The 25,014-nt window shown below is 40.7% G+C and carries 20 protein-coding genes; 5 read left to right on the top strand and 15 right to left on the bottom strand.

Annotation, left to right across the window (positions count from 1 at the left end; translation table 11 throughout):
• Positions 1–93 precede the first annotated feature (93 nt).
• The 4 genes from LXL81_RS15795 to LXL81_RS15780 form a co-directional block, all read right to left on the bottom strand.
• The gene (locus tag LXL81_RS15795) at positions 94–666 is read right to left on the bottom strand and encodes an RNA polymerase sigma-70 factor (RefSeq protein WP_234647766.1); all 573 of its coding nucleotides are present in this window, start codon (positions 664–666) and stop codon (positions 94–96) included.
• A 486-nt stretch (positions 667–1,152) separates the two neighbouring features.
• Positions 1,153–2,751 carry a RagB/SusD family nutrient uptake outer membrane protein gene (locus tag LXL81_RS15790; protein WP_234647765.1) on the bottom strand — a complete coding sequence of 533 codons (1,599 nt, stop codon included), beginning with the start codon at positions 2,749–2,751 and terminating at the stop codon, positions 1,153–1,155.
• 13 nt (positions 2,752–2,764) lie between these two features.
• Complete coding sequence (locus LXL81_RS15785; RefSeq protein WP_234647764.1) at positions 2,765–6,205, bottom strand: SusC/RagA family TonB-linked outer membrane protein; 3,441 nt, start codon at positions 6,203–6,205, stop codon at positions 2,765–2,767.
• Positions 6,206–6,415: 210 nt separating this feature from the next.
• The gene (locus tag LXL81_RS15780; RefSeq protein ID WP_234647763.1) at positions 6,416–7,435 is read right to left on the bottom strand and encodes a FecR family protein; all 1,020 of its coding nucleotides are present in this window, start codon (positions 7,433–7,435) and stop codon (positions 6,416–6,418) included.
• A gap of 198 nt (positions 7,436–7,633) precedes the next feature.
• On the opposite strand from LXL81_RS15780, the gene LXL81_RS15775 reads away from it, so the two are divergent.
• On the top strand, positions 7,634–8,914 hold the full coding sequence (locus LXL81_RS15775; RefSeq protein ID WP_234647762.1) for an amidohydrolase family protein: 1,281 nt from the start codon (positions 7,634–7,636) through the stop codon (positions 8,912–8,914).
• Positions 8,915–8,975: 61 nt separating this feature from the next.
• Here the strand turns inward: LXL81_RS15775 and LXL81_RS15770 are convergent, their stop codons facing one another.
• The 4 genes from LXL81_RS15770 to LXL81_RS15755 form a co-directional block, all read right to left on the bottom strand.
• A complete protein-coding gene (locus LXL81_RS15770; protein WP_234647761.1) occupies positions 8,976–9,380 on the bottom strand; it encodes a type II toxin-antitoxin system VapC family toxin in 405 nt (134 codons plus the stop codon).
• Positions 9,377–9,613: a hypothetical protein gene (locus LXL81_RS15765; RefSeq protein ID WP_234647760.1), complete on the bottom strand. Its 237-nt coding sequence runs from the start codon at positions 9,611–9,613 to the stop codon at positions 9,377–9,379. Before LXL81_RS15765 ends, LXL81_RS15770 begins: the two co-directional genes overlap by 4 nt.
• 99 nt (positions 9,614–9,712) lie before the next feature.
• On the bottom strand, positions 9,713–11,551 hold the full coding sequence (locus LXL81_RS15760; RefSeq protein ID WP_234647759.1) for an alkaline phosphatase: 1,839 nt from the start codon (positions 11,549–11,551) through the stop codon (positions 9,713–9,715).
• Between the two features lie 90 nt (positions 11,552–11,641).
• Positions 11,642–12,247: an RNA polymerase sigma factor gene (locus LXL81_RS15755; protein WP_234647758.1), complete on the bottom strand. Its 606-nt coding sequence runs from the start codon at positions 12,245–12,247 to the stop codon at positions 11,642–11,644.
• 206 nt (positions 12,248–12,453) lie between these two features.
• Here LXL81_RS15755 and LXL81_RS15750 point away from each other — a divergent pair, with 206 nt between their 5' ends.
• The 4 genes from LXL81_RS15750 to LXL81_RS15735 all read left to right on the top strand — a co-directional run bounded on the left by LXL81_RS15750 (position 12,454) and on the right by LXL81_RS15735 (position 17,355).
• Positions 12,454–13,164, top strand: a complete 711-nt coding sequence (locus LXL81_RS15750) for an NrtR DNA-binding winged helix domain-containing protein (RefSeq protein WP_234647757.1) — start codon at positions 12,454–12,456, stop codon at positions 13,162–13,164.
• A gap of 207 nt (positions 13,165–13,371) precedes the next feature.
• Positions 13,372–15,042 (top strand): ribulokinase, encoded by a 1,671-nt coding sequence (locus LXL81_RS15745; protein WP_234647756.1) that lies wholly within the window; start codon positions 13,372–13,374, stop codon positions 15,040–15,042.
• A 42-nt stretch (positions 15,043–15,084) separates the two neighbouring features.
• The gene (gene araA, locus LXL81_RS15740) at positions 15,085–16,575 is read left to right on the top strand and encodes an L-arabinose isomerase (RefSeq protein WP_234647755.1); all 1,491 of its coding nucleotides are present in this window, start codon (positions 15,085–15,087) and stop codon (positions 16,573–16,575) included.
• A 75-nt stretch (positions 16,576–16,650) separates the two neighbouring features.
• A complete protein-coding gene (locus tag LXL81_RS15735) occupies positions 16,651–17,355 on the top strand; it encodes an L-ribulose-5-phosphate 4-epimerase (RefSeq protein WP_234647754.1) in 705 nt (234 codons plus the stop codon).
• A 218-nt stretch (positions 17,356–17,573) separates the two neighbouring features.
• Here LXL81_RS15735 and LXL81_RS15730 read toward each other — a convergent pair whose 3' ends face one another.
• The 7 genes from LXL81_RS15730 to LXL81_RS15700 form a co-directional block, all read right to left on the bottom strand.
• Positions 17,574–17,717, bottom strand: a complete 144-nt coding sequence (locus LXL81_RS15730; RefSeq protein ID WP_234647753.1) for a hypothetical protein — start codon at positions 17,715–17,717, stop codon at positions 17,574–17,576.
• Positions 17,718–17,850: 133 nt separating this feature from the next.
• On the bottom strand, positions 17,851–18,072 hold the full coding sequence (locus LXL81_RS15725) for a hypothetical protein (RefSeq protein WP_234647752.1): 222 nt from the start codon (positions 18,070–18,072) through the stop codon (positions 17,851–17,853).
• A gap of 261 nt (positions 18,073–18,333) precedes the next feature.
• Positions 18,334–18,723, bottom strand: a complete 390-nt coding sequence (locus LXL81_RS15720; RefSeq protein ID WP_234647751.1) for a two-component system response regulator — start codon at positions 18,721–18,723, stop codon at positions 18,334–18,336.
• Positions 18,724–18,728: 5 nt separating this feature from the next.
• Positions 18,729–19,820, bottom strand: a complete 1,092-nt coding sequence (locus tag LXL81_RS15715) for a hybrid sensor histidine kinase/response regulator (RefSeq protein WP_234647750.1) — start codon at positions 19,818–19,820, stop codon at positions 18,729–18,731.
• A 4-nt stretch (positions 19,821–19,824) separates the two neighbouring features.
• Complete coding sequence (locus LXL81_RS15710; RefSeq protein WP_234647749.1) at positions 19,825–21,984, bottom strand: 7TM diverse intracellular signaling domain-containing protein; 2,160 nt, start codon at positions 21,982–21,984, stop codon at positions 19,825–19,827.
• A gap of 7 nt (positions 21,985–21,991) precedes the next feature.
• A complete protein-coding gene (locus tag LXL81_RS15705) occupies positions 21,992–22,678 on the bottom strand; it encodes a hypothetical protein (RefSeq protein WP_234647748.1) in 687 nt (228 codons plus the stop codon).
• Positions 22,678–24,978, bottom strand: coding sequence for an Rv1355c family protein (locus LXL81_RS15700; RefSeq protein WP_234647747.1), 2,301 nt, complete (start codon positions 24,976–24,978; stop codon positions 22,678–22,680). The genes LXL81_RS15705 and LXL81_RS15700 overlap by 1 nt, the downstream gene beginning before the upstream one ends.
• Positions 24,979–25,014: the final 36 nt, after the last annotated feature.

Below are 25,014 nucleotides of genomic sequence, written 5' to 3'. Positions count from 1 at the left end.
AAAATTTAGATTTAACTAAGCGTAACTCTCTGATAGCAACTGAATTATTGCTATTTTAAAAACTTTTAATGTTGAAGCGAAAATGTGTTTTCTCTAAAAGAAAAAGATAAAGGAGACGACGCCGAATATTTCAGCTATAAATTGTGGACGAAGAAGCTGCATCGCCCGCTGTTTTTGCGTTTTTACGGTATTTACAGAAATGCCAAGTTCTTCTGCTATTTCATTATTCTTTTTGTCGTCCAGATAACTCATTTTTACAATCTGACGGCATGCCTTTGGAAGGGATTCAACTGCCTGATGAATTTTTGAAAAAACTTCGGCTTGTATAATCGAATTGACTATGTTTTTATCTTCAACAAGTTCAGGAATTTGTAACGCAAATTTTTCAATTACCTTCTGATGCCTCAATAAATTCAGACTCGCATTTTTAACCGTTGTATACAGGAAACTTTTCACTGAATCCTCATCTTCGGCAACTTCCTCTTTCCGGTTCCAATAGGTAATGAAAGCATCCTGGGCAATGTCTTCCGCTTCCCGTTTATCTTTTACTATGTTGAATGAAAAATAAACCAGATTGGAATAGTTTCTATTAAACAGCATTTCAAAAGCAATTTTATCTTCACTTTTGTCGTGTGCTGAGTCAGGTTTGGTATATAAAAATTCCATATGCTGTTAGACAAAAGTAATCGGCTCAAATTTATTTCTGAGAGTATTCAGAAGTACAAAACCGATAAAAGTATTAATTTTTCTTTAAATAAAACTAAAATTGTTTTTTAGTGAGAAATAGGTGAGGGAGTTTTTTATCTTAATCTTTATCATTTTGTGTCATAACAAATACTTGAAAAAATGGAGAAAAAGTAAAACGATAATTCGTTTCAACCCGACCTCCACGTCAAATTACAGATCAAAGGTATCTTACACAGGCGTTATTGTGTTGTTTACTATGTTATGAATTTATTAAGAAACGCGATTGATCTAGTGATACCTTGCTTTCGAAAGCTAAATCGTTTTAAATTACAATTTAGACTATAATTAGTTTTAAAATGAATTTTTGACAACCTTGGCAATTATAATTTATTCTGTTTTGGTAAAAAAATAAGGGCAACGGAAATAGATCCGGTGCCCTTATCTTTACTCTTTGCCAGTCACTATTTACCAGCCCGGTGTCTGTTTGTAAGCACCATTACTTCTCGCAATTTCATTAGGACTAATCGGCCAAGCCAATTTAGCTGCGGTAAATTTTCTCGCCGGCCATACCTGCTGAACTGTAAAAGTGGAAGCTGGATCAGTTTTATTGGTATGGATTCGGCCATGAAGCGGCGCGTTGATTTTGTCGTAATCACCCCAGCGTTTCAGGTCCGCCAAACGATCCGTCCATTCGCAACCCAGTTCCACACGGCGTTCATGTTTCAGGTCGGCAAGTGTTGGCGCAGTTACAGGAGCCAAACCTACACGGGCACGAATTTCATTTAAAGGAGCTGCTGCTTCGCTGTTTTTACCTTGCTGGATAAGCGCTTCGGCTTTGAAAAGAAGAATTTCGGCATAACGCATCAAAGGCAAATTCAGCGTGGTAGTAGGGTAGTCGCCATTTTGATTGATTTGGGTATTGGTTCCGGGATCCTGGTTGGTACCGTTGCTATACGGATCCATATATTTGTTGATCTGAAAACCAGAAAGACTGTTGGTTGAAAAGTATGCACGCTCTACACCGAAGAACGTGAACTTGTCTCCAAATTTAAGAATGGTTGCTTCACGGCGCGGGTCGTTTGCTTCATATTCATCATAAAGTTCTGCGGTAGGTTGGAAGTAACCCCAGCCATTGTATATTCCCCAGCCTTTGTTTTCCAGAATAACCCCTGGAAATTCGGAACCGCCCTGCACACCGGAAGTTACCGACCAGATATATTCACTACTCCAGTTGTTTGCCGCTTTAAAAACCGCTTTGTAATTGGCAAGGTTGCTGCCTTGTCCTGTCAATAAAGCACGTCCGCCTTCATTTTTGATTTTGTCTGCAATTTCAGGAATGGCAGCCCATTTGGTATTGTCGTATTGAGCCCAATAAGCATACGTTTTAACCATATATCCCCAGGCAGCCGCCTTGTGCGCTCTTCCCTGATCGGCCGCGCCATAAGTCTGGAACAAGGGAAGTAAATCGGCAGCTTTTTGCAGATCGCTGATTATCTGTGCATAATTATCAGTTACCGAAGGAAGCTGTGGCGGGATTCTTGATCCGAATTCAGGATTTTCCACGCCATCATAAGGAACACCCTGATCTTTATGCCCCCACAAATAAGCAATCCAGAAATGAGAAAAAGCACGGACAAAATAAGCTTCACCCAAAGAACGGTTTCTAACTGCATCACTCACATTTGTTGCTTTTTGCACACCCTGAATGGTTTGATTTGCCCTGTTCATCATTGAATACAAATCATTCCAGCCACCTGTCAGATAACCTTCATTACCCGACGGGATAAAGTTTTTGATGTTCTCACCATCCGCTTTTGATCTTCCTACGATTAAGTCGTCGCTTGCGTTTTGAACCCAAAAAAGATCACGGCCCCAGGTTGCTTCGTCTTTCATGGCGACATACATGGCAGCTACACCTTTAATCACATCATCCTCGCTGTCCCAGAAATAAGCCGTTGTGGATTCTCCGTTTGGTTTGGTATCCACCCACTTTTCATTACATGCAGTCAGGCTGAGCATGAGTGCCATACCTGATAAAATTGAATGTTTTATATATAATTTCATGATTTCCGTATTTTTAAAATTTAAGCTTCAAACCTGCTGAATATACACGGGAAACCGGGAATTGGCCGCCATCCATACCTGGTGCGGTATAGGTTCCATTCACTAGCGTGCTTCCTACTTCCGGATCCATTCCGGAGTATTTCGTGAATGTCAATAAATTATCTCCACTTAAATAAACTCTCAGACTTGCGCCTTTAATAAATTTAGGAACTGTGTAGCCGATAATTAAGCTTTTCAAACGCACATAGTTCCCACTTTCCAAATACCAGTCGGAAGCCGTCTGGAAATTTTTGTTGGCATCACTGGCGTTGATTTTGGGAATTGTCGAACCAGTATTTGTTGGCGACCATGCATCAAGAATTTTGTCCCAGCGGTTATAACCCTGTTCCGATGCATTTAAGGTTGATTCTTTGAAGGCATTGAATATTTTAACACCACCAACCCCTTGCCAGAACATACTCAGATCAAAAGATTTCCAGTTTAAATTAGTGGTAAAGCCATATGTAATTTTCGGAAATGCGTTGCCCATGTAAGATCTGTCATTATCATCAATTTTTCCGTCACCGTTCAAATCAACAAATTTCAAATCACCTGCTTTTGCGTTTGGCTGAATCTTCGTTCCGTTTAAAGTATAGCTGTTTGCTGCTTCATCCGATTGAAATATGCCGTCTGTTTTAACAAGCCAGTATGAATAATAAGGCTGCCCCACAGTTGAGCGATATGGAGTGATCGTCCCCCGCCATGCATCAGAATGCACCCAGACTGAATTTGGGTTATCATCAATATATTTTACCCTGTTTTTTAGCGTTGCAATATTGCCGCTGATTTCATATCCCAGTTCACCCGCCTTGTCCTTCCAGGAAGCGACAAATTCAAAACCTTTGTTGCTGATCTTTCCCTGGTTGATATATGGAGCACCGTATCCATAGGTGTTGGTCCAGTCGGTATCCTGTTGTTTAATCAGGTTGTAAGTCAGCTTATCAAAATAATCAGCAGAAAGTGTCAATTTTTCTTTCAAAAGAGAGATGTCGAGACCAATGTCTGTCTGCTGTGATGTTTCCCATGAAAGTTTCGGATTTTTTAGTGCTGATACGTAAAGAGCTCTGGAATAAACTCCGCCATCTCCAATCTGGTATGTATTATCCGAAGTCAGCGTAGAGTAACCATAGTAGCGGCCAACAGACCCGATATTTCCGATACGTCCCCAGCTTGCTCTGATTTTTAACAGATCAACCGCAGGAATATTGAAGAAAGGTTCTGAACTGATTTTCCAGGCGGCAGTAGCGGCAGGAAAACCTTTTCCTCGGTAACCCTCTGCCAAACGTCCGGCGATATCATAGCGGTAACTTCCTGTAAGGAAATAGCGGTCAGCCCAGCTGTAAGAAAGTCTTCCTACATAAGAAACATTGCGGTCTTTCCAGTCGTAATCCGTTGGTCTGTCCGAAGTAAAAGTACTGGCGTTGATGAAAAACTGAGCCCAGTTTTCTTCATCACTAAGATCTCTGGCGGTAGCACCAAAGCCTTTTGCTCCGCTTTCCTGAGAGGTAGTAGAAAGCATCGCACCCATGTTATGTTTGCCGAAAACTCTGGCATAATTAGCCGTATTTTCCCATATCCAGTTATACGATTTGTCTGTTGAATAAGTCAAAGTGTTCTGGTTATTTGGCTTACCCGGTTCTGTTCTCTTTGGGGTGAAATTTTTATAAAGTGAGCCATGCTGTCGGTATGAAAATCTGGTCAGAAAGGATAACCCGGGAATAATGTTGGCATATGAAAATTCGGAAACAGACTGAAGGTCGTTTCCTTTGTTATAAGGTTTATTTCTTAATAAAGTTGCAACCGGGTTTATAGCATCACCATGAATACCAAGGTACTTGGAATCCCGCGGACCAACGCCGCCAAAGCTGCCGTCATCATAATATACCGTAGCCGAGCGAGGCATATACATAGCCGAAAGTATTGTTCCGCTGTATCCGCTGCTGGTTTCTGTTCCGCGGCTATCGCTGTTATTCCAAAATACTTCCTGACGGAATTTTAGATTATCGGTGAATTTGTAAACCGTGTTGAAACGAAGAGAAATGTTCTGGCTGTAAGTGTTTAACAGCGTACCCTCATTTTTTTCATAACGACCCTGAAAAAGTGTAGAGAATTTATCAGTACCTGCATTGATGCTGATGTTATGTCGCTGAATGATTCCGGTTCTGAAAATTTCGTTGATCCAGTTTGTACGGGTAACCTGTGCATATGGGTTTTTGGTTGCATCCCATCCATCAAGTGGCGTCAGCCCTGCATTGGTAAAAGCAAGATTTGAAACGTAAGCTTCCTTGTCCGCTGTTAAAGAATTTGGAAGTTTCCAGGCTTGTTTAATCCCACGGAATCCTGAATATTCAATGCTGGGTTTACCTGCCGAAGCTTGTCTTGTCGTGATCAGGATAACACCGGCAGAACCCGAGAACGCACCATATATGGCCGCAGAAGCCGCATCTTTTAATACAGTGATTGATTCGATGTCCGAGGGATTGTATGGCGCATTTGGTACACCGTCTACAACATAAAGCACACTTTCACCGCTACGTGACCCCGTTCCACGAATCGTAATACTTGGTGTTTGATCAGGGTGACCTCCATTACTTACAGCCGTAACGCCAGGTACTTTTCCCTGGATCATGTTAGCCACATCCAATACGGGCCGGTTTTTGATCTGCGCCATATCCGGTACAGAGGCAACAGCGGCCGATAAGTCGCTTTTCTTTGCAGTTCCATACCCGATCACCACAAGCTCTTCCAGCGACTTGGTATCAACGGCTAATGAAATGTTGACGGAAGATTTATTTCCAACCAGAATTTCCTGACTTTGATAGCCTACAAAGCTGAAAATCAGCAAAGCCTCCGTATTGGGTACATCAATTTCAAAACCACCTTTTGAATCGGTCGTAGTACCGCGCTGCGTTCCTTTCACCACCACGCTTACTCCGGGAAGCGGTTCTTTGTTGTCGGCGGAAAGTACGGTTCCTTTAATATTAATTTCCGCAGGAGCAGCCAGCTGACGCATTTTTACATCGATATCAGGAACCGTCAGGATTTGGTTTGGCTGGGTACTGGCCAGGACAATTTGTTCATTGATCACTTTATAACTGATCCCGCGTGGTATCAGCAATTGATCCAGAACATTCGAAAGTTTCTGATGTTCAACGTCGATTTTAATTTTACTTTGAAGAGAAACCCGGCTGCTGTATACAAATTTTACATCCGTTTTTTTCTGAATTTGTCCTAACGCCTCTTTGAGCGTAACGTTGTCTAACCGCAGCGTCATATCCTTACTCAGGATAGACTGCGCCGAACTTTCCTTTGCATAGCCAGAGCTTGCCAGTAAAGCGACCATGATCCATTGAAGCAATCCGATGCGCATAAGTTTTTGCCAGTTGATCGGCTTGTTACGTACTGATTTTTGCATAATTTTGATTGTCTGATTGTTAAGCACTGTTGGACATTTATTTCCCTTCCCACGGTGGTACGTGAAATGAGAAATCATTGGGGAAATAGCAATTCTGGGCCGGGTGTGGTGGTACACATCCGGCTTTTTTTGCTCGCAAGGTCAGGGCGGAATAGTAAAATCTTTTTTCATCGGTTTGGTGGTTTGGGTTAAGTAAGCACGTTATGAAATTTATTTACAAGATTTTCCATCAATCAATATGGTGTTTTCCGACATGGTATAACTCGCTTCCAATGAGGTACAAAGCATTTCCAGAATAACCGGCAAAGGCTGCTGCTCAAAATCTGCTGTTAATTTGCAGCTGAGCATTGCCGGGTTAACCAGGTGGATATGTGTTTCAAAACGTTGTTCGAGCTGAGAAATGACCGAAGCAAGCGGTGTTTCCTCAAACACAATGGTCACAGGTTCGAAAATCTCTTTTTTAGTTTGAATCAGCGGTATCTCGACAAATGTAAGCCGTTTCATTTTTGGCTCGAAAAATGCCTTTTGCTGTGGTTTCAGTACGATTTCCTGCGACTGTTTTTCACCAGGTGCTGTGACGGACACGCTTCCTGAAACAACTGAAACCTCAAACATTTTTTGATTTTCACGTGCCTTTACATTGAATCGCGTTCCTAATACCCTTATTCTTACCTCACCACTTTGAATCAGAAAAGGGCGTGTTTTATCGTGAGCAATATCAAAAAAACCTTCACCGCTAAACGTCACATTTCTTCTATCTTTCCGGAAATTCTTCGGGTAGGAAATCGCGGCATCAGCATGCATCCAGACCGAACTTCCGTCAGGGAGCTTATGCATGACCATCCGCGGCTCATTATTTTGGAAATAAATTGTGTCTGTGATGCTCTGTTCTTTTGTATCAGTAGAGGCAATTTGAGTCGTAATTTCAGCGCGCTGGCTAAAAAAATAAAATCCTATTCCGATCAGCAGTGAAGCTGCTATACCGCTTAACCAGATCAGATTTGGAGATATTGTTTTTATTTTGACTTCCCTTTTATGGATTTGCGTTTGTATATATTCGAATGTTTCTTCCTGTAAATGAGACTGTTCTGAATCAGAAAGGGTATCCAGATAATCCGTTTTGCCATTTATTGATGCATACCATTTATCCACCAGTTCTTTTTCCTGAGCTGTGCATTGATCATTAAGGTATTTCTCCAACAGGAAGGCAGAAGGGACAGGTTGATTCATACAGGGTTTTAGTTATTATTTTAAAACCAAGTCGTATGAAAACAGGCTTACCCTTAGTCGCTCTGAAAATATTTTTTATAAAGGTTTACAGCCAATTTAAATTTTGATTCTACCTTGTCAATCGGTATGTTTATAATACTTACGTTCAGTGACTTACTGTCAACGGAAAGCCCTATTTCTTCTCAAAAACATCTTATTATGAAATTTATCTACCTAACTTTTCTTACCGTTTTTTCTGTAAGCAGTGTATTCGCGCAACGAACGGTTATTTATTGCGGCAATTTGTTTGATGGTACCAATGGTGCGATCAGACCCACGGTTACTGTGATTGTTGAAAAAAATAAAATTGTTTCCATTGAAAACGGATACTCGCCAGCACTTTCAGCAGATAAAGTGATTGACCTGAAAAATAAAACCGTGCTACCCGGACTGATTGATATGCATGTACATCTGGAAGGTGAAACGAGCAAAGATCAGTTTCAAAAACGAATTCAGCAGAATATGGCGGACGTCGCTTTTGATGCACAAAAAAATGGTGTTACAACCTTGATGGCGGGATTCACAACAGTTCGGGATCTGGGTGGAAGCGGTGCCAATATCGCTTTGCGGAATGCAATTAACAGAGGAGTGGTTGCTGGTCCAAGGATTCTTACATCAGGAAAAACCATTGCAACTACGGGTGGACATGGAGATCCGTCAAACGGTATCAAACCGGAACTGCAACTCCCGCCAGCTGCTTTGGATGGTGTGATCAATAGTCCCGATGAGGCGCGTCAGGCCATTCGTCAACGTTACAAAGATGGTGTTGACTGGATCAAAATCACAGCGACCGGCGGTGTTTTGAGTATAGCCAAAAATGGAAAAGGTCCCCAGTTTCAACCGGACGAATTAAAGGCACTTATTGAAACAGCTAATGATTATGGACTGAAAGTGGCGGCGCATGCACACGGAGCGGAAGGTATGAAACGTGCACTGCGCGCTGGTGTTACGACAATCGAACACGGTTCATTTCTGGATGACGAGTGTATCAAACTTTTTAAGGAAAAAGGGGCATATCTGGTTCCGACCATTATTGCCGGAAAAACAGCTTCGGATTCTGCCAAAATTCCGGGATACTATCATCCGCTTGTTGTTCCAAAAGCTTTGGAAACCGGGAAAATGATCCAGGAATCCTTCGCAAAAGCATACAAAGCTGGTGTGAAGATTGGATTCGGAACGGACGCTGGTGTATATGTACACGGAAAAAATGCCAAAGAATTTGTTTACATGACCGAAGCCGGAATGCCGATGGCAGAAGCGCTGCTTGCGGCAACACGTACCAATTCTGAAATATTAAGCATGAAAGATCAGATTGGTTCTGTTGAAGTTGGAAAACTGGCAGATATTATTGCCGTTGATGCAGATCCGATAACAGATCCGACGGTGATGATGAATGTTACTTTTGTGATGAAGGACGGGGTGGTTTATAAGTTGAAGTAAGAGGAATTTAAACGGAGACAACCAGACAAGTTATCAACTGGCTGGTTGTCTCTTTTTAAATTTATAGTATGGTGATTTTTAATTTCGTCAGGTTTTGGAGGCGCTTAAAATCAGATTTATTAAAAGTGTAAATTTCATTACAATAGGCTTCTGCAATAGCAAGATGAATACAATCGTTGGTATTATTGAAACCAATTTGTTTACCCAACTCAATCGCCCTGAGCAAATCGGAAACTTCATATGATACTGGCCGAGAAGATAAAAAATTGTAAAGCATAGCTTCAATATCCTCCGATTTCTGTCCTAATTTATGAAGAACAAAAGCAATTTCCTGAAGACATAAAAGAGAAATGAAAAATTGATTCTTTTCCGTAGCCGATTGATATAGATGATTAGCCTGTTTATGTTTCACTACATCCTGGGGCAGAAGAAAGTGAATCAGAACATCAGCGTCAAAATAAATCACAGGTTAACATCATTTGCCATAGAGGAAAGATCCAGATTGGGGTCTATCTTCATGTTCTTGAATCTTTCCCTTATTTCAAGTGACTTTTTATAGATCTCCCTCTGATCAATTATTTTGTCATTTTCCAGGTCTGTGACATTGATTAAGATCTCTTTTTTACCAAAGATCAATTGGATATTTTTGATAAATTCCTGATTCAAATTTTCCGTATTTACTCTAAATGTGTGTTGCATGGTCTTATGGTTTGATAATTATTAAAGTTAGCTGTATTTTGAAAACTTTAAAATTTTAAATGCGGAATATTCTGAATTTGAATAATTTAAATAAAATAACTACTTCTTCCCATACCTATTAAAAACCTTCAATATCTTCTCATAAATTTCTGTGTTTTCATATACTCCTCTAAAATCCATAGAATGCGGACCATACGCAAAGACGGGAACCATGACAGAGGTATGATCATTGGTGCTGAAATGGCCGTCGACATATCCTTTTTTCAAATCACCGTCCAGTAAAGTCAATCCGCCGGTTTCATGATCCGCTGTTACGATCACAAGTGTTTCACCGTTACTATCGGCAAAACGCAAGGCTTCTCCGATCAGCTGGTCGAAATCAAGCATTTCCGTCACAACGTATGGGACCTTATTGGCGTGTCCGCCGTAGTCAATCTGTGCGCCTTCGGCCATCATGAAAAATCCTTTTTCGTTTTTGGACAGCGATTGCTGCGCTTTTGTGAAAGCTTCGGTAAGGAAATTACCACGACCATTCAGAATGGATACTGTTTTGGAATCATCTAATAGTACAAACGGAGTTTTCAAGGTATTCAAATCCTGCCATTTATTTGAATACTGAATTCCCTTTATGCGAAGTGAATCAGAAATCTTTTCTTTGTCAAAAAGTGGTGCTCCGCCTCCAATCAGAACCTCGACAGGTGATCTCAGATAATCATGGGCTATTAACGCTTCCATACTCCTGTCGGAACGGTGTGCGAAAAAGGCAGCTGGTGTAGCGTCAACAATATTTCCGGCTGAGATGAGTCCGGTTTTAATACCAAGTGGTTTGATTCTGTCGGGCAAAGTTGGCAGCGCAACGTTATTTGTGTCAACGCCAATCGCTCTGTTTCTTGTCTTTTTCCCGGTGGCCATCGCTGTTGCGCCAGCCGCAGAATCTGTTATGTAACTATCAGCAGCACTGGTTTTGGAAAAACCGATATTTAGAAATCTGGTTAGATTGAGTTCTCCGCGGTTAGCTGTTACCCCGGAATAAATCTGTGTCAGCCCCATACCATCACCAATAAGTAAAATTACATTTTTGACTTTTGACTGCTTATCATTATTACGATAAGTCGGTTTGTAGAGCGGCTGTATTTTGTCAGCGGTAAATTCTGCATCCGGACGGTTTCTCAAATAAGGACCCAATTCTTCAACCTTATCCGTGTTAAGATAATCCAGCCCCAGATTCATCAGCATTTTCCAGGCATTCACATTGTCCGGCGTTGCCCATAGACGCACTTTTTTACCCTGGTCATGCACCTTTTTTATAACAGCCTGAATGGCGTCTTTCTCACTTTTTACCAAAACACCTTTACCGTTCCAATGCGTATATTTTGCAAAATCCTGACTGATCAGCCCAACTTTTTCCAGTTGTGCTTTGGTATACTGAACTTCTGGTCGTCCGTCAAAAAACAGATAATCAGGGTATTGATCAAATTCCTGTGGAGGTGGCACATCACCGCTTAAAACAAGTTTTACGGGACCTTTTGGATAAAAAATATTGGTATGCGGTTTGAGTATTTTTATCAGGGCCGGAATGGTTTCTTTGCCAGGCGTCTTCAAATCGATCAGTAACTGCAGGCCAAGACTTTTATCGGGATAAATACTTCCTTTATTTTTCTCGATCTGATCAAGGATTGGTTTTAAATACAGAGCGTCAAACGTATTTTTTGAAGTAATATATTTTTGATCATGCGCCACAAAAATGCTGTCATTTTTTAGAAAAATATCTGCTTCAATTGAACCAAATTGCTGATAATAAGCTCTGAAAAAGGGGATGTTCTGCTCGTAGTCGTTGTGTGAATGGGCTTGTGCGGTGGTATAATGTACGGGACTTTGTGCATCAGCCTGATTAACAAAAAGAAAAGCGGAAAGGATTGCTGGAATTATAAACTTCATAAAAGGGAAAGACGTTCTGTCTGAACGAAAATTGGATAAATATTAGTTTCGAATAAAAGTCGTGTGTGAGAGAAATTACCCTTAGCCGGGTTATAAAAATAATTGATAAAAAATTATCAGGTAAGCAAGATGTTCTTTCAAATGTTGTCTTAAAATGCGGAGAGCCTTTGTAATATGCTGTTCAACAGTTTTTTCAGAAATAATCAGTTCAGCTGCAATTTCACGATTGGTCAGTCCCTGGCGACTTCTGACGAAAACTTCCCGGCATTTGGCAGGTAACATATCAAGTGCACGTTCATATTTATTTTGAAGATCTGCCGTAAGAACGGTCTGGTCTGTCAATTCGGAAATGGTGGATGCCTGAATTTCCCACTGGTTGTAATGATGTTTTCTGGTAAATTCCTTCCTGTAAAAATTGATTATGGATTTCTTTGCGACAGCAAAAAGAAAGGGACGGCAAGTCTGGATCTGATTTTTTTGACGCTGCTGCCAGATATTTACAAACAATTCCTGAACAATTTCCTGCGCTGAAAACTGATCACCAACTTTGGAATAAACATAATTGAACAAAACCTTGAAATACCGTTCGTAGAGCTCACCAAATGCAAGTTCGTCGTCCTGACCAATCAGTTCGAGAATATTTTCATCAGAATAGGTAAGGTACAACTGGCTCATGATTTTCAAGGCCTTAATCATTGTAAATTAAGGTAAGAAACTTTTAACAAAAATCAGCCTAAATTTGCTCAAACACTTCACTTGAAAGTTAAGTAATCACTTTGATTTTTTGTTTTTTGATAACAAAAAGTTAATAAAGTTAAAAATTTTACACAATTTAGTACTAACCAAGTGAGAAGTTGTATTTTGCCCACCCAATCTATCAGAAGTATTACGTTTAATTTTTTATGTACAGGTATCCCGTCACTTCGCGCATTCTGCTTGCTATTGATTGTATCATTTTTGGTTTTGACGGAAAGGATATAAAACTACTCCTCGTAAAGCGAAATCTGGAACCGGAAATGGGGAAATGGTCACTCATGGGCGGTTTTCTCAGAGAGGATGAAGATCTTGAAGTAGGGGCGGGCAGAATTATTTACGATCTCACCGGATTAAAAAACATTTATGTTGAGCAGCTTGAAACATTCGGGAAGGTAAAGCGCGATCCGGCAGAAAGAACCGTATCGGTCGTTTTTTTTGCTTTGATACAAATTGAAGAACATGATTCCGAAGCTGTAAAAAGTCACAATGCTTCCTGGATCAGTCTTGATCAGCTTCCAGGATTGATTTTTGACCATGATGATATGGTCAGCCGGGCTATTGAGCACCTGCGTTATAAGGCGGCACTGCATCCGATAGGGTTTGAACTATTACCGGAGCTTTTTACAATTCCACAGTTGCAAAAGTTATACGAAGCGATTTATAACACACCGCTCGACCGGCGGAATTTCAGTAGAAAACTGCTTTCAACAGGTTTGCTGATCGATACTGGTTGTAAGAACAGTAATTCTACCACCAAAAAAGCGACATTGTATAAGCTTGATACCATTCGTTATAAAGAGAAATTTCACGCTTTCTGGAACTTCATGCCGGATTCAATGAAACCTGTTAAAATTTAATTGAAGGGTGAATTTTGAAATTGAAAGACGCAATAAATGTAATTTTAATTGTGTCACATATACACTATAAATAAAATATATTACATTTACAAACCGATTAATCATAGTTGTTGAACGATTCTACTGTTTGCAGGCAGAACTTTCAAGATCATCCCTATTTGAAAATATATTTATCCTGAACTTTAAAGTATTTCAGCAGTCTTGCATATGAAAAATAAGTACGTTATAGGTATTGATTATGGTACCGATTCGGTTCGGGCGTTGGTTGTAAATGCGCATACCGGAGAAACAGCGGGCACGGCTGTGCATGAATACAAAAGATGGAAAGAAGGAAGATATTGCGATCCAGCCATTTCCCGATTCAGGCAGCATCCGCTGGATTATCTCGAAGGACTGGAATCTTGCGTAACTGATGCATTAAAAAATGCCGGTGCGGAGGTTCGTGAAAACGTGACCGGAATTTCAATAGATACAACAGGATCCACTCCTGTGGCGGTAGATAGAAATGGTACGCCGCTATCACTTCTGCCTGAATTTGCTGAGAATCCGAATGGGATGTTTATTCTTTGGAAAGATCATACTGCGAACGCTGAGGCAGAAGAAATTAATCATCTTGCGCATCACTGGGATACAGATTATACCAAATACGTGGGAGGAATTTATTCATCCGAATGGTTTTGGTCAAAAATATTAAAAACGTTAAGGATCGATGAAAAGGTACGTGATGCAGCATTTTCATGGGTTGAGCACTGCGACTGGATTTCAGCGGAACTAACTGGGAATACTGATCCGTTAACCATGCACCGGTCGCGCTGTGCGGCAGGGCATAAAGCGTTATGGCATAATGAATTTGACGGACTTCCGTCGGAAGAGTTTTTCGTTGCGCTGGATCCGCTTTTAGCAGGAATTCGTGACCGGCTTTTTTCAAAAACAGAAACATCTGATAAACCGATGGGAACCATTTCTGCTCAGTGGGCGGAAAAATTGGGTATTCCGTTGGATGTAACTATTGGTGTCGGCGCATTTGATTGTCACATGGGTGCGGTGGGAGCCTTAATCGAACCTTATGCACTTTGCAAAGTAATCGGAACTTCAACCTGCGATATGCTGGTGGCTCCAAATGAAGAAATCGGTCATTTGCTGATACAGGGAATTTGTGGTCAGGTTGATGGCTCGATCGTGCCAGGCATGTTGGGTATGGAGGCCGGACAATCGGGTTTTGGAGACATATATGCCTGGTTTGCCAAACTCATTACTACGCCTGTTGCCGGGATTTTGGGAGAAAGCGCGGCCAAAGAACTTTCTGAAAAACTGCTTCCACATTTGTCATCACAGGCAGCCCAGCTGCCCGTAACTGAAAATGACATTGTGGCCATAGACTGGCTCAACGGCCGGCGTACGCCTGATGCCAATCATACCTTGAAAGGGGCAATTCTGGGGCTAAATCTTGCGAGTGATGCAGCGGCTGTTTTCAAAGCACTCGTTGAAGCAACTGCTTACGGTTCAAAAAGTATTGCTGATCGTTTCGTACGGGAGGGGGTGCCTATTCGTGAAGTTATTGCCATTGGTGGGGTCGCAAAAAAATCCGGTTTTGTGATGCAGACTTTGGCTGATGTGATGAACATGCCAATTAAAGTGGTATCATCAGATCAGGCCTGTGCACTTGGAGCAGCCATGTTTGCTGCGGTTGCCAGTGGCATTCATAAGACACTTTCCGAAGCCCAGCAAGCCATGAACTCCGGTTTTGATACAACATATTATCCAAGGCCTGAAACCGCTTTAATATATGAAAAGCTTTACCAGCGCTATCTGAAAGCAGGAAAGTTTGTTGAATTTGGTACAAAAGAAAATTCATTTGAAGATTTGAAAGCAGTTTAATAACAGTAATTATCCAAACTAATTTATACCCGATCAGCCTCCATGTTGGACTTAACGAAATTTGAAATATGGTTTGTAACCGGTAGCCAGGATTTATACGGAGAGGATACGCTCCGTCAGGTAGCGGAACATTCCCAGATAATAAGTGATTTTTTTGACAAAAATTCTGAAATACCGGTTCGTGTTGTTTTTAAACCGGTTGTCAAATCTCCTGAGGAAATATACCGTATTTGTCAGGATGCCAATATGGCTGCAAGTTGTGTTGGAATTGTAGCGTGGATGCATACTTTTTCACCGGCCAAGATGTGGATTCGCGGTTTACAAATACTCCAAAAGCCGCTGCTGCATTTACATACCCAATTCAACCGTGATATTCCATGGAAGGATATTGACATGGATTTCATGAACCTGAACCAGTCTGCGCATGGCGACAGGGAGTTTGGTTACATCATGACGCGGATGAGGATTAATCGTAAGGTTATCGTTGGTCACTGGCAGCAAAATGATGTCATTGAAGGAATTGCTTCATGGTCGAGAGTAGCGACCGCCAGACAAGACCTGAACGGGGCGCGATTTGCTCGCTTTGGGGATAATATGCGGCAAGTTGCTGTAACTGACGGAGATAAAGTTGCGGCAGAAATGACATTTGGATTTTCTGTAAATACCTATGCCGTCGGAGATCTGGTAAAAGTTATCAACCAGGTTTCTGATGAAGCTGTTGATAAATTAATTACGGAATATGAAGATCAGTACCAACTGGTTTCATCTCTTCGGAAAGGAAATGAAAAATATAGCGCGTTACAGGATGCAGCGCGGATTGAACTTGGTTTAAAGTATTTTCTGGAAGACGGTAATTTCAAGGGATACACCAATACGTTCGAAGATTTATACGGAATGAAGCAGTTGCCGGGAATCGGCTCGCAACGTATGATGGCTGCCGGTTATGGTTATGCGGGAGAGGGCGACTGGAAAACCGCTGCAATGGTTCGCGCACTAAAAGTGATGGGAAGCGGCCTGCCGGGTGGGAATTCTTTTATGGAGGATTATACGTATCATTTCAATCCGGATAGAAATTTGGTTTTAGGATCGCATATGCTCGAAATCTGCCCAACGATTGCTGATGGAAAACCCTCCTGTGAAATTCATCCATTGGGAATAGGAGGAAAAGAAGATCCTGTACGCCTGGTTTTTAATGCACCGGCCGGTCCCGCCATAAACGTTTCTCTCATTGATATGGGCAACCGGTTTCGTTTGCTGGTGAATGAGGTTGAAGCCGTTGCTGTGGATGAAGAATTGCCGAAACTTCCTGTGGCCCGTGCGCTTTGGAAACCTGCGCCTGATATGAAGACGGGTTGTGCGGCCTGGATTTATGCCGGTGGTGCACATCATACGGTTTTCAGTCAGAATCTGGGTACGGAACAGATTGAGATGTTTGCAGAAATGGTAGGTATTGAGCTCGTTGTTATTGATAAAAACACAACCTTACGTCAACTGAAAAATGAGCTGCGGTGGAGCGAAGCATATTACAAGTGATGCAGTCAAATTAAATGCTATCTCAAAATTAGTCAATATAATAGTCGGTTCAGCCCGGTTTATTAGCTTAATAAAATGTTATATAAATATCTAAAAGAACAGGTTTACGAAGCCAATATGGAAATTCCGAAGGAAGAACTGGCTATTGTTACCTTTGGAAATGTCAGCGGAGTTGACCGCACAGCCGGTGTTGTGGCCATAAAACCAAGCGGTGTGCCATATCGAAAGCTGAAGGTTGAAGATATCGTTATTGTTGATCTTGATAATGTTTTGGTTGAAGGCAATATGCGTCCATCGTCTGATACAAAAACGCATACGCTGCTTTACAGAAATTTTCCAACAATCGGCGGCGTTTGTCATACGCACTCCACCTATGCAGTGGCCTGGTCGCAGGCAGGGATGTCGATTCCTAATCTCGGTACAACCCACGCCGATCACTTGGTGGCACCTGTTCCTATTACAGAAGTAATGACAGACGAAATGATCCAGGGAGATTATGAGCATGAAACAGGGAACCAGATATTAAATCTTTTCAACCGTTTATCTCTTAGTCCGGAAGAAGTGGAAATGGTTTTGGTGGCCTGTCATGGGCCGTTTACCTGGGGGAAAGACCCTGGCAAGGCAGTTTACAATGCAGTCGTTCTGGAAGAAATAGCAAAAATGGCGTATCTGACCATGCAAATTAATCCAGATGTTGCCTCAATAAAACAAAGCCTCATTGATAAACACTTTTTCAGAAAACACGGAAAAAACGCTTATTATGGACAGGGTAATGGTTAATTATTAATTGTTAAGGGTTAATGGTGGAAAGTGAGATTTTGTTGATTTGATTGAGTTATTGGAATTAGAATGATTAGTCGTTCCAGGCTTAATATGCAATTTGTCGATTTTAAGCAACAAATGGGGTTTTCTAGGTATTAACTAGTTATGAAGCTAGGAACAAAGCAACAATGCCCAATTACGCCATCATTAACAATTAACAATTAATCATTAAAATATTATTTTGTCCCTGTTTTTTTAGCAAGTTCTCTCATTTGCTGAAATGCTTCCTGGCGTGTCATGCGTTTTTCGCTTGATTTAGCTGCCTGAATGGAGTCTTTGTCAAACCGGCCTTTAAAAAAGTTAAGCAATGCAATAATCATAATCCTGTGTTTGAATATTTTTATATACGGTAAATCCTGAATAAAAGATTACCACTCAAAGCTAAATAAACAAATTCGAAAATTCTACTGCAAGCAGTATCGCGTTTTGAGAACTTTGTAGAGAAAGATGTTTTTAGATCACGGATTCTTTTTGTTCTTTTAGCATGTTGTCTTCGAGGATTCTTCTTAGTTTTCCACCCGGTACAAAATCACCGTCAATCCATCTTACAAAATTCTTTGAATGAGATTTGTAAATTTCTATGGACAAAGGTTTAATCCCACTATGTTCCACTTCTTTTACGTATTGTTCGTGTAGTCTTTTTATTTCAAGTAATGTTTTAATATCAGTTTTCATTTTCGGGTTATAATACATGGTGCTGAGTTAATGAATACTAAACATTAATAAAAACATACCCAGCATGTAACCGATTACAATTTTGTTAAAACAATTATATATAAACTACAAATTGTTTTATAAAAATAATTTTCAAAGTTATTGATTAATTACCTTTTGTGCCGCAGTTGTAGATATTTATTACACTCTGGTAATATGTGCAGCAGAATTTTAATCCGATGAGGAGCCGGACAGTGCAGGAGAACAAAATTTAATAAATGGTCAGTTAATCAGAATCGTTTTAAGAACCCCTATTTCCAGAGGTTTTGACAATAGATCGATGATTGAAGCGCTGGCTTTGGCTTTGTCAATATCCCGGGTATCAATGGTTGAAGACAACATGTAAATCCGGATCTTCTCCTTAATATGTTCAGGAAGCAGATCAAACTGTTCGATAAATTCGAATCCATTCATGCCCGGCATTTGCAGATCAAGTAATATTACGATCTCGGGAAGGTTTTCACCCTCGCTTGCCAGATATTCAAGGGCGTCCTGAGCAGAATTAAAGGGCCGAACGGAATTGCCTATACCGCTTTTAATAATTAACTTTTCGTAAATAAATAAATCAAAGGCGCTATCGTCAATTAAGATAAAATCAAACTGAGCAGTCATAATTTCTATTTATTTACTGAAGGAATATTTATTTCAAAAATACTGCCCTCACCCAACGTTGATGTAACCTTAATTTCTCCTTCCAGCTTATTAATGGCTTCATGTACAATATAAAGCCCTATACCTGAGCCGCTATTTGTAGCACCAGCGCGGTAAAACATTTTAAATATTTTTTCCAGATCATCTTTTTTTATCCCGAGTCCATTGTCTTCAAAAGTAATTGAAGTATGGGCCGGTGTGGCAAGAATCGTTAATTTAATAAATGACTTTTCCTTTTTTGTATCCTGGAATTTTACAGCATTAGTGATCAGATTATTAAAGATAATTCTAAGCTTCATCATATCCGATTCAAAAACACCGGTTTGTTTGATGTCTGTCGTCATTTCAATATTTTCGAATTCCGGCAGGTACTTAATTGCTTCGGTGACATCATTGACGAGCTCTTCAAAATTAATCGGAGTGATGGTGGCTACACCACGGGCATTTTTGTAATAATCAATGATATTGATAATGAATGTATCCAGTTTTTTTACAGATTGCTTGATCAGGTCCAGATACTCATTTTGAGACTCAACATTTTCCTCCATCAATGCCAGGTTGACAATACCTAAAACCGACATCAATGGCGCTCTCAGGTCGTGGGAGGCACTATAAACAAATTTATCAAGTTCTTCGTAAGCTTTTTCCAGATCAAGATTCCTTTGCTTTAATTCGGCTCTGGTACTGAAAATCTCAAAGGCGTGGGTTATGGCATTTTCTACATAGGTATAATCCCAGGGTTTATCAATAAACCTGAAAACTTCTCCTTTGTTGATAGCGTCAATTGCCGCACTGATATCCGTATGTCCAGTGATTAGAATTCTGATCGGTTCAGGAAATCTTACTCTGATTTTTTCAAAAAACTGGGTTCCGGTCATTCCCGGCATTTTCTGATCTGCGAGGATAATATGGAAATCTTTTTGTTCCATAAAAGTCTCTGCCTCAACTACGGATGTGGTTGTGGTAATGTTGTATTGTTTACGAAAAGATGCCTTGAACGATTGCAGATTATGCTCCTCATCGTCAATGTATAGTATGCGTATCTGTTTTTCAGTCATTGATTTAGGTAAGGCTATTTTTCTTGGTTATCGGGAGCGTAATTATAAACTCCGTTCCCTGGTTGACTTCTGATATTACTTCAATTGTTCCGTAATGTACTTCAATAATCTTAAAAACGATAGATAATCCTAAACCGGTACCCTCACCGACATCTTTGGTTGTGAAAAAAGGATCATAAATTTTGGCTTTCACCTCTGGGCTCATTCCGGAGCCATTATCTTTTATGGAAATAGTAACATGCTCATTGTCTTTCAGGAAAGTTTTAACCCATATGGTAGGCTTCCTGTCGGTTAAATTGCTTTTTTGAACGGCATAAATTGAATTGGTCAGTATATTCATAAAAACCTGATTCATTTTCCCGCCATAACACTCCACATTTGGTATGCTTCCCAGATTTTTGTGAAGTTCAAGATTGGTTCCCATCTGATAATTCAGGATTACCAGCGTTGATTCAATTCCTTCATTTAAATTTACAAAATTAAGGTCCGATTCATCAAGTCTTGAAAATACTTTCAGCCCCTTCACTATTTCAACTGTGCGTCTGGCGCCGTCTTCCATTCCGGAAAGCAGTAACCCGATCTCTGTCTTGACATAATCCAGATCCAGCTCTTCTTTCAGCTTTTCAATTTGATTCAGTTTGGTATGTATACCCTCCAGGGAATCAATTTGTTGCACATCATTGTATTCCGTCAGAATCTCCATCACATCATCTATATCCCTTCTTAATGGCATAATGTTGGAGCTTACGAAGTTAATCGGATTATTAATTTCGTGCGCAATACCAGCGGTGAGTTGACCAAGTGACGCCATTTTTTCAGATTCAATCAATTGGGATTGAGCATCTTTCAATTTATTAAGCGTGTCTTCCAGGTCACTATTGGTTTGTGTTAATTCAATCGTTCTTTCAGAAACTTTCTTTTCTAGAGAAACATTTTGTTCGCGGATGATTTTTTCATTTTCGAGCGAAATTCTGAGTGCCTGTTCCTGCGATAGTTCCCTTTCCTTTTTCAATATATTAATTTTATCTGCCAGTGCAAAAGAAAGCAATATTACCTCTATTGCAGTGCCAAATTGCATGGTATAATTTGTAAAAAGATTATACGGCAGTAAGTTTAGGTTACGCATCACAAACAATACCAATCCAAGAAGAAAAATGGACCAGGCAAGCAGGAAAAATTTAGCAGGACGATAACCTTGCAATGATAATTTCAATGCAACAACAAATGTCAGAATGGCTCCGATTAATCCACCCAGGTCAACAAAACGGTAGCTTAACATACCGTCGCCGGTTATGGAGAAAAATACTGCCAGGGTGTAGAGGGCAATAATGCCATAAAGAAGATTATTCCAAATGGGCATCCTTCCGGCCATGTGCAGGAATTCACGTATGAAAAGGATCGCGAAAGTGCCGGCAAGTGCCGAAAACCACACAATCGCCGAGTTATTAAGTGACTGAACGGATGGCCATAAATATTTGAATGTATAACCATTCAGCGTTGTTTGGGCTAATCCTATGAACAGGATATACAACACGTAATATAAATAACTTTTATCACGGGTAGAAAAGAAAATAAACAGGTTGTACAGAATCATGACCAGTATAATTCCAATGAATATTCCTGTAATGATTTCACTTAAAAGCGCGGATTGGAAAAAGCCGTTTTCTGTACGAAGTATCAGAGGAAGCACGACCTGTCTGCCTCCTTTAATTTTGAGATAAAAAGTTTTAGATGTTCCCTGTTTTACGTTTATTTTGAAAACAATACTCTGATGATTTACTTCTCTCTGACTGAATGAAGAATTTTCAAGAACCGATTTTTCTTCGATTCGTCCGGAATCAAGGGCAAAAAGCTCACAGGAATGAAGCATGGGATAGGCCAGTTCCAGAAACATCTTACGCTCCTCGCTGTCATTTTTTACCGTAAACCTGATCCAGTAGGTAGATTTGCTAAGCCCGAGATTTGGCGTTTCGCTGGTGCTTTTTACGAAATTTGCCGAAGCCGGGAAATTCGGGAATTTATACTCATTTTTTGTATCCTCAGCGATTTCAAGAAATTTCCCGATCAGTATGTCCTGTCCGCGAAAATCAACTTCCCCGGCTTTTAACCGAAGAGGAGAAAGGATAATTAAAAAAAGAAACAAAAATCCGGAGAATTTCATCATGTTGGTGTTACAATTTGGTATTATAGTATATATCCATTTCTCCTTTCGGACCCTTTTCAATAGCTTCCTGAACAGGATTCTGGCGTAAATCAAAAATTCTTTCTCTTTCCTCTCCATTTGCGCCCGGCAGATTTTCAATATCCTTGATAATCAGTGCAGTAGCCACCAGTCCTTCTTTGGGATAATAAAAAGTGCCGTTGTTTCCCAGATCCCTTATAATTTCAAATCCCACCCGGGCACAATTCCGGAGTGTAGCCGGTGAACAAAGCGCCATGAGATATTTTACGCCTACCTGAGTAGCTATGGCAACACCGATTCGACCAAGAAAGATACTGCCAATTCCATAACCTGCCACTTCTTTTGAATTAAACAGTCCGCAAAATTCTGCAATGCTTTCATTGCCAATGTTATCAACGTACTGATAAATTCCCTGGTCAATTTTTGCAATGGCATCTTCCATCGGCATTTTCATTTCGTTGGAGCGGATCTGAATTCTGCCTCCTCCATAAATCTTCTCGCCATCTTCGGATTCAACGAGCACGACATAGGTTTGCGGATCATGCAGCCAGTCTATACTGGCAGAAGTAACCTTTTTAACGCCGTAAGATTCTAATACTTTTCTATGGCCTTCTACGTATCTCAAACTGGTTTCAACATCGTCTGGCGACTTGAATGCTCTGATTTTGGCTACCATTACATTTCGTTGTTTTTAATAAGCAATATCTCCGATAAAGGCAGGCGGGCAGATTTGGCAGAAGGTTTCTCTGCCTTTGCAATTTTAAACACGAAAATTTCTGCCTGATCTGTTCCCGAAGGAATGATATCCTGAAATTTTTCTCTGAGTATGACAAGCTTTTGAATCTCGCCGGTATCCAGTCCTGAATCGGAAGCTGCCCTTAAACGCGGAAATAAATGTAGCGGTGCGCTGAATGGATAAATTGCATAACCCAGTGCTTCGGCTTTTAACCATAAACGTTGCATCGCAATTCCTCCCAAAAAATAATTAGCCGGCTGCGTTCCGGATATCGTTATGATCCCTATTCCTGATGCCGTGCCGGCATTTCGGATCATACCGTCTACCAGGGCATTGCCGCCGTCAATGTTTTTAAGCGTTTGCGCAATTTTGGGGTCTTTGATTATAGAATAGGCAGCCAGCTGTGCAGGAACCATTCCAAGATTTTGTACGTCAATACCGTCACCGGATTTTGCTGATTCTTCCGGTGTCCAACGGATATCACGCTGATAAAAATCCTTATGTCCCGCATCGTTTAAAAGATTGATTCGTTCGCAGGATCCAATGATTTCACCCAGATCCAGGATTTTCTGTTTGTCACTGATAAAATGCAGTTCGGCATCTGGTATACTTTCAGTGGCGTCTTTCAGTATTTTTAGATCCTGATCGGAAATTTCAAATGGTTGAGAAGGATTCCGATTCGTTGACCGTACAGCAATATACTCCACAGATTCGGGTGCGTAAACGACTTCAAAAATGTCAGTTTTTTCATCCGTTTTATGAAAATCAATAACGGCAACAAGATTTTGTTTTGATTCCAGCGGGAATAACTGACTCTTTATTTTGAAACCGTGTTGATTCGCTTTAAGTAAAACATTTTCATAAGCAGCACCCAAAGCAATGTGCGGCAAAAGATCACCAAAGCCTGCAAAGGAATGTGACCGGCACTGATCGTGAAAAAGATATAGTCTGCTGTTTCTGTACAGCCATTTCCAGGGCTGGTCATTTGCATTAGAGGGTGCCAGGCCTGCGGCTTTTATGATATCTGTAATAATTTCATTATCAGGAGCAGCTGAATTCTGCTCAGCAGGGATAGTATCAGCGATTATTACAGCCTCTGAAAATGAAAAAGGTTCGTATGGATTTGTACTGGCTAATGTTTTCGCTTCCGGTATTTTGTTTCCTATAATACTTTCCAGATCAACATAATACCTTCCGGATTCATTGTACTGGTTCAGGAGGATTCTGCGGCAGACATCCGTTACTACACCGCCACCCAAAGTTACGGCACTTGCCAGCTGAGGCCAGGTGCTGATGGTCTGACCGATTTCAATCAGCGACAACTGGCCACGTAGAGAACTGTTGCGGGCGTCTATGATCTTCAGAACCAGTGGGAGCCGGTCTTCGGGGCTTATGTTTTTTAATCTTTCCTCGGGAATACCTTCCAGATATCCGTGTAAAATCGGGCGGTCATTTTCAAGGTCAAAGCGCTCTACATCTAGCATGCCCTTATCGCTCGTTTCCATTACCACTGGAATCTGGTATTTCTTTGCCATTTGCCGGCAGGCAATTTTTATTTCCAGCCCATCGCATTCGTCAATCAGGATATCCAGCTTCCCGTCATCCATTAAAAACGATTCAAGATTTCCTTCTGTAATTCCTTCCTGATAACATTCTATTTCAAGAAACGGATCTATTTCGGCAATTTCACGTGCTGTGACAACACATTTATTAAGACCGATATTTTGGATACCTGTTTTGATACGATTAAGATTACTAAGTTCTATGGTATCAAAATCAGCGAGTTTGAGCTTACTGCATATGCGCTCGGTGGCAATACTGAGTGCTACGGCATGGCCAACGGATAATCCAATAATACCAATTTTTTTACCAAACAGACCGGTCTGTTCTGATGGTGTAATTTTGAATTGATTCCGGCTGGTGCGTAATTCAATAAATTCTTCCCTGTTCAGAATATGAATGATACGATTGAGCCAGGGATAATAAACCCAAACGCCTTCTTCATTGCTGTTTCGGTCAGCGATCCATTTACTATAAAGGATTTCGGTTTCGGCGGGACTTAATCTCTGTTTAGGACTTCTGATCTTGAAAAGTTCTTGTTTTTGGGAGGGAAATAAGTCAAGAAGAATTTTATCCGGCTTTATAGAAATTAGTTCATCGAATTTTTCTTTGTCAGTGTCTTTACTTAATTCAAAGATAACGGGCAAAAAGGTTTCACTTAAATTTAAATCGTCGTACATTTTTTAGATGGCGTTGAGCAGTTATTTTCCTGTAAT

Source organism: Dyadobacter sp. CY356, from assembly GCF_021440195.1.
GTDB lineage: Bacteria > Bacteroidota > Bacteroidia > Cytophagales > Spirosomataceae > Dyadobacter.
Note: the sequence above shows the minus strand (reverse complement) of the source record. Positions and strands in the feature narration are given on the sequence as shown.

Excerpts from the sequence above, each read along its gene's own strand:
- LXL81_RS15795 (WP_234647766.1), bottom strand. The coding sequence starts at position 666 with ATGGAATTTTTATATACCAAACCTGACTCAGCACACGACAAAAGTGAA.
- LXL81_RS15790 (WP_234647765.1), bottom strand. The coding sequence starts at position 2,751 with ATGAAATTATATATAAAACATTCAATTTTATCAGGTATGGCACTCATG.
- LXL81_RS15785 (WP_234647764.1), bottom strand. The coding sequence starts at position 6,205 with ATGCAAAAATCAGTACGTAACAAGCCGATCAACTGGCAAAAACTTATG.
- LXL81_RS15780 (WP_234647763.1), bottom strand. The coding sequence starts at position 7,435 with ATGAATCAACCTGTCCCTTCTGCCTTCCTGTTGGAGAAATACCTTAAT.
- LXL81_RS15775 (WP_234647762.1), top strand. The coding sequence starts at position 7,634 with ATGAAATTTATCTACCTAACTTTTCTTACCGTTTTTTCTGTAAGCAGT.
- LXL81_RS15765 (WP_234647760.1), bottom strand. The coding sequence starts at position 9,613 with ATGCAACACACATTTAGAGTAAATACGGAAAATTTGAATCAGGAATTT.
- LXL81_RS15760 (WP_234647759.1), bottom strand. The coding sequence starts at position 11,551 with ATGAAGTTTATAATTCCAGCAATCCTTTCCGCTTTTCTTTTTGTTAAT.
- LXL81_RS15755 (WP_234647758.1), bottom strand. The coding sequence starts at position 12,247 with ATGATTAAGGCCTTGAAAATCATGAGCCAGTTGTACCTTACCTATTCT.
- LXL81_RS15750 (WP_234647757.1), top strand. The coding sequence starts at position 12,454 with ATGTACAGGTATCCCGTCACTTCGCGCATTCTGCTTGCTATTGATTGT.
- LXL81_RS15745 (WP_234647756.1), top strand. The coding sequence starts at position 13,372 with ATGAAAAATAAGTACGTTATAGGTATTGATTATGGTACCGATTCGGTT.
- araA (WP_234647755.1), top strand. The coding sequence starts at position 15,085 with ATGTTGGACTTAACGAAATTTGAAATATGGTTTGTAACCGGTAGCCAG.
- LXL81_RS15735 (WP_234647754.1), top strand. The coding sequence starts at position 16,651 with ATGTTATATAAATATCTAAAAGAACAGGTTTACGAAGCCAATATGGAA.
- LXL81_RS15730 (WP_234647753.1), bottom strand. The coding sequence starts at position 17,717 with ATGATTATTGCATTGCTTAACTTTTTTAAAGGCCGGTTTGACAAAGAC.
- LXL81_RS15725 (WP_234647752.1), bottom strand. The coding sequence starts at position 18,072 with ATGAAAACTGATATTAAAACATTACTTGAAATAAAAAGACTACACGAA.
- LXL81_RS15720 (WP_234647751.1), bottom strand. The coding sequence starts at position 18,723 with ATGACTGCTCAGTTTGATTTTATCTTAATTGACGATAGCGCCTTTGAT.
- LXL81_RS15715 (WP_234647750.1), bottom strand. The coding sequence starts at position 19,820 with ATGACTGAAAAACAGATACGCATACTATACATTGACGATGAGGAGCAT.
- LXL81_RS15710 (WP_234647749.1), bottom strand. The coding sequence starts at position 21,984 with ATGATGAAATTCTCCGGATTTTTGTTTCTTTTTTTAATTATCCTTTCT.
- LXL81_RS15705 (WP_234647748.1), bottom strand. The coding sequence starts at position 22,678 with ATGGTAGCCAAAATCAGAGCATTCAAGTCGCCAGACGATGTTGAAACC.
- LXL81_RS15700 (WP_234647747.1), bottom strand. The coding sequence starts at position 24,978 with ATGTACGACGATTTAAATTTAAGTGAAACCTTTTTGCCCGTTATCTTT.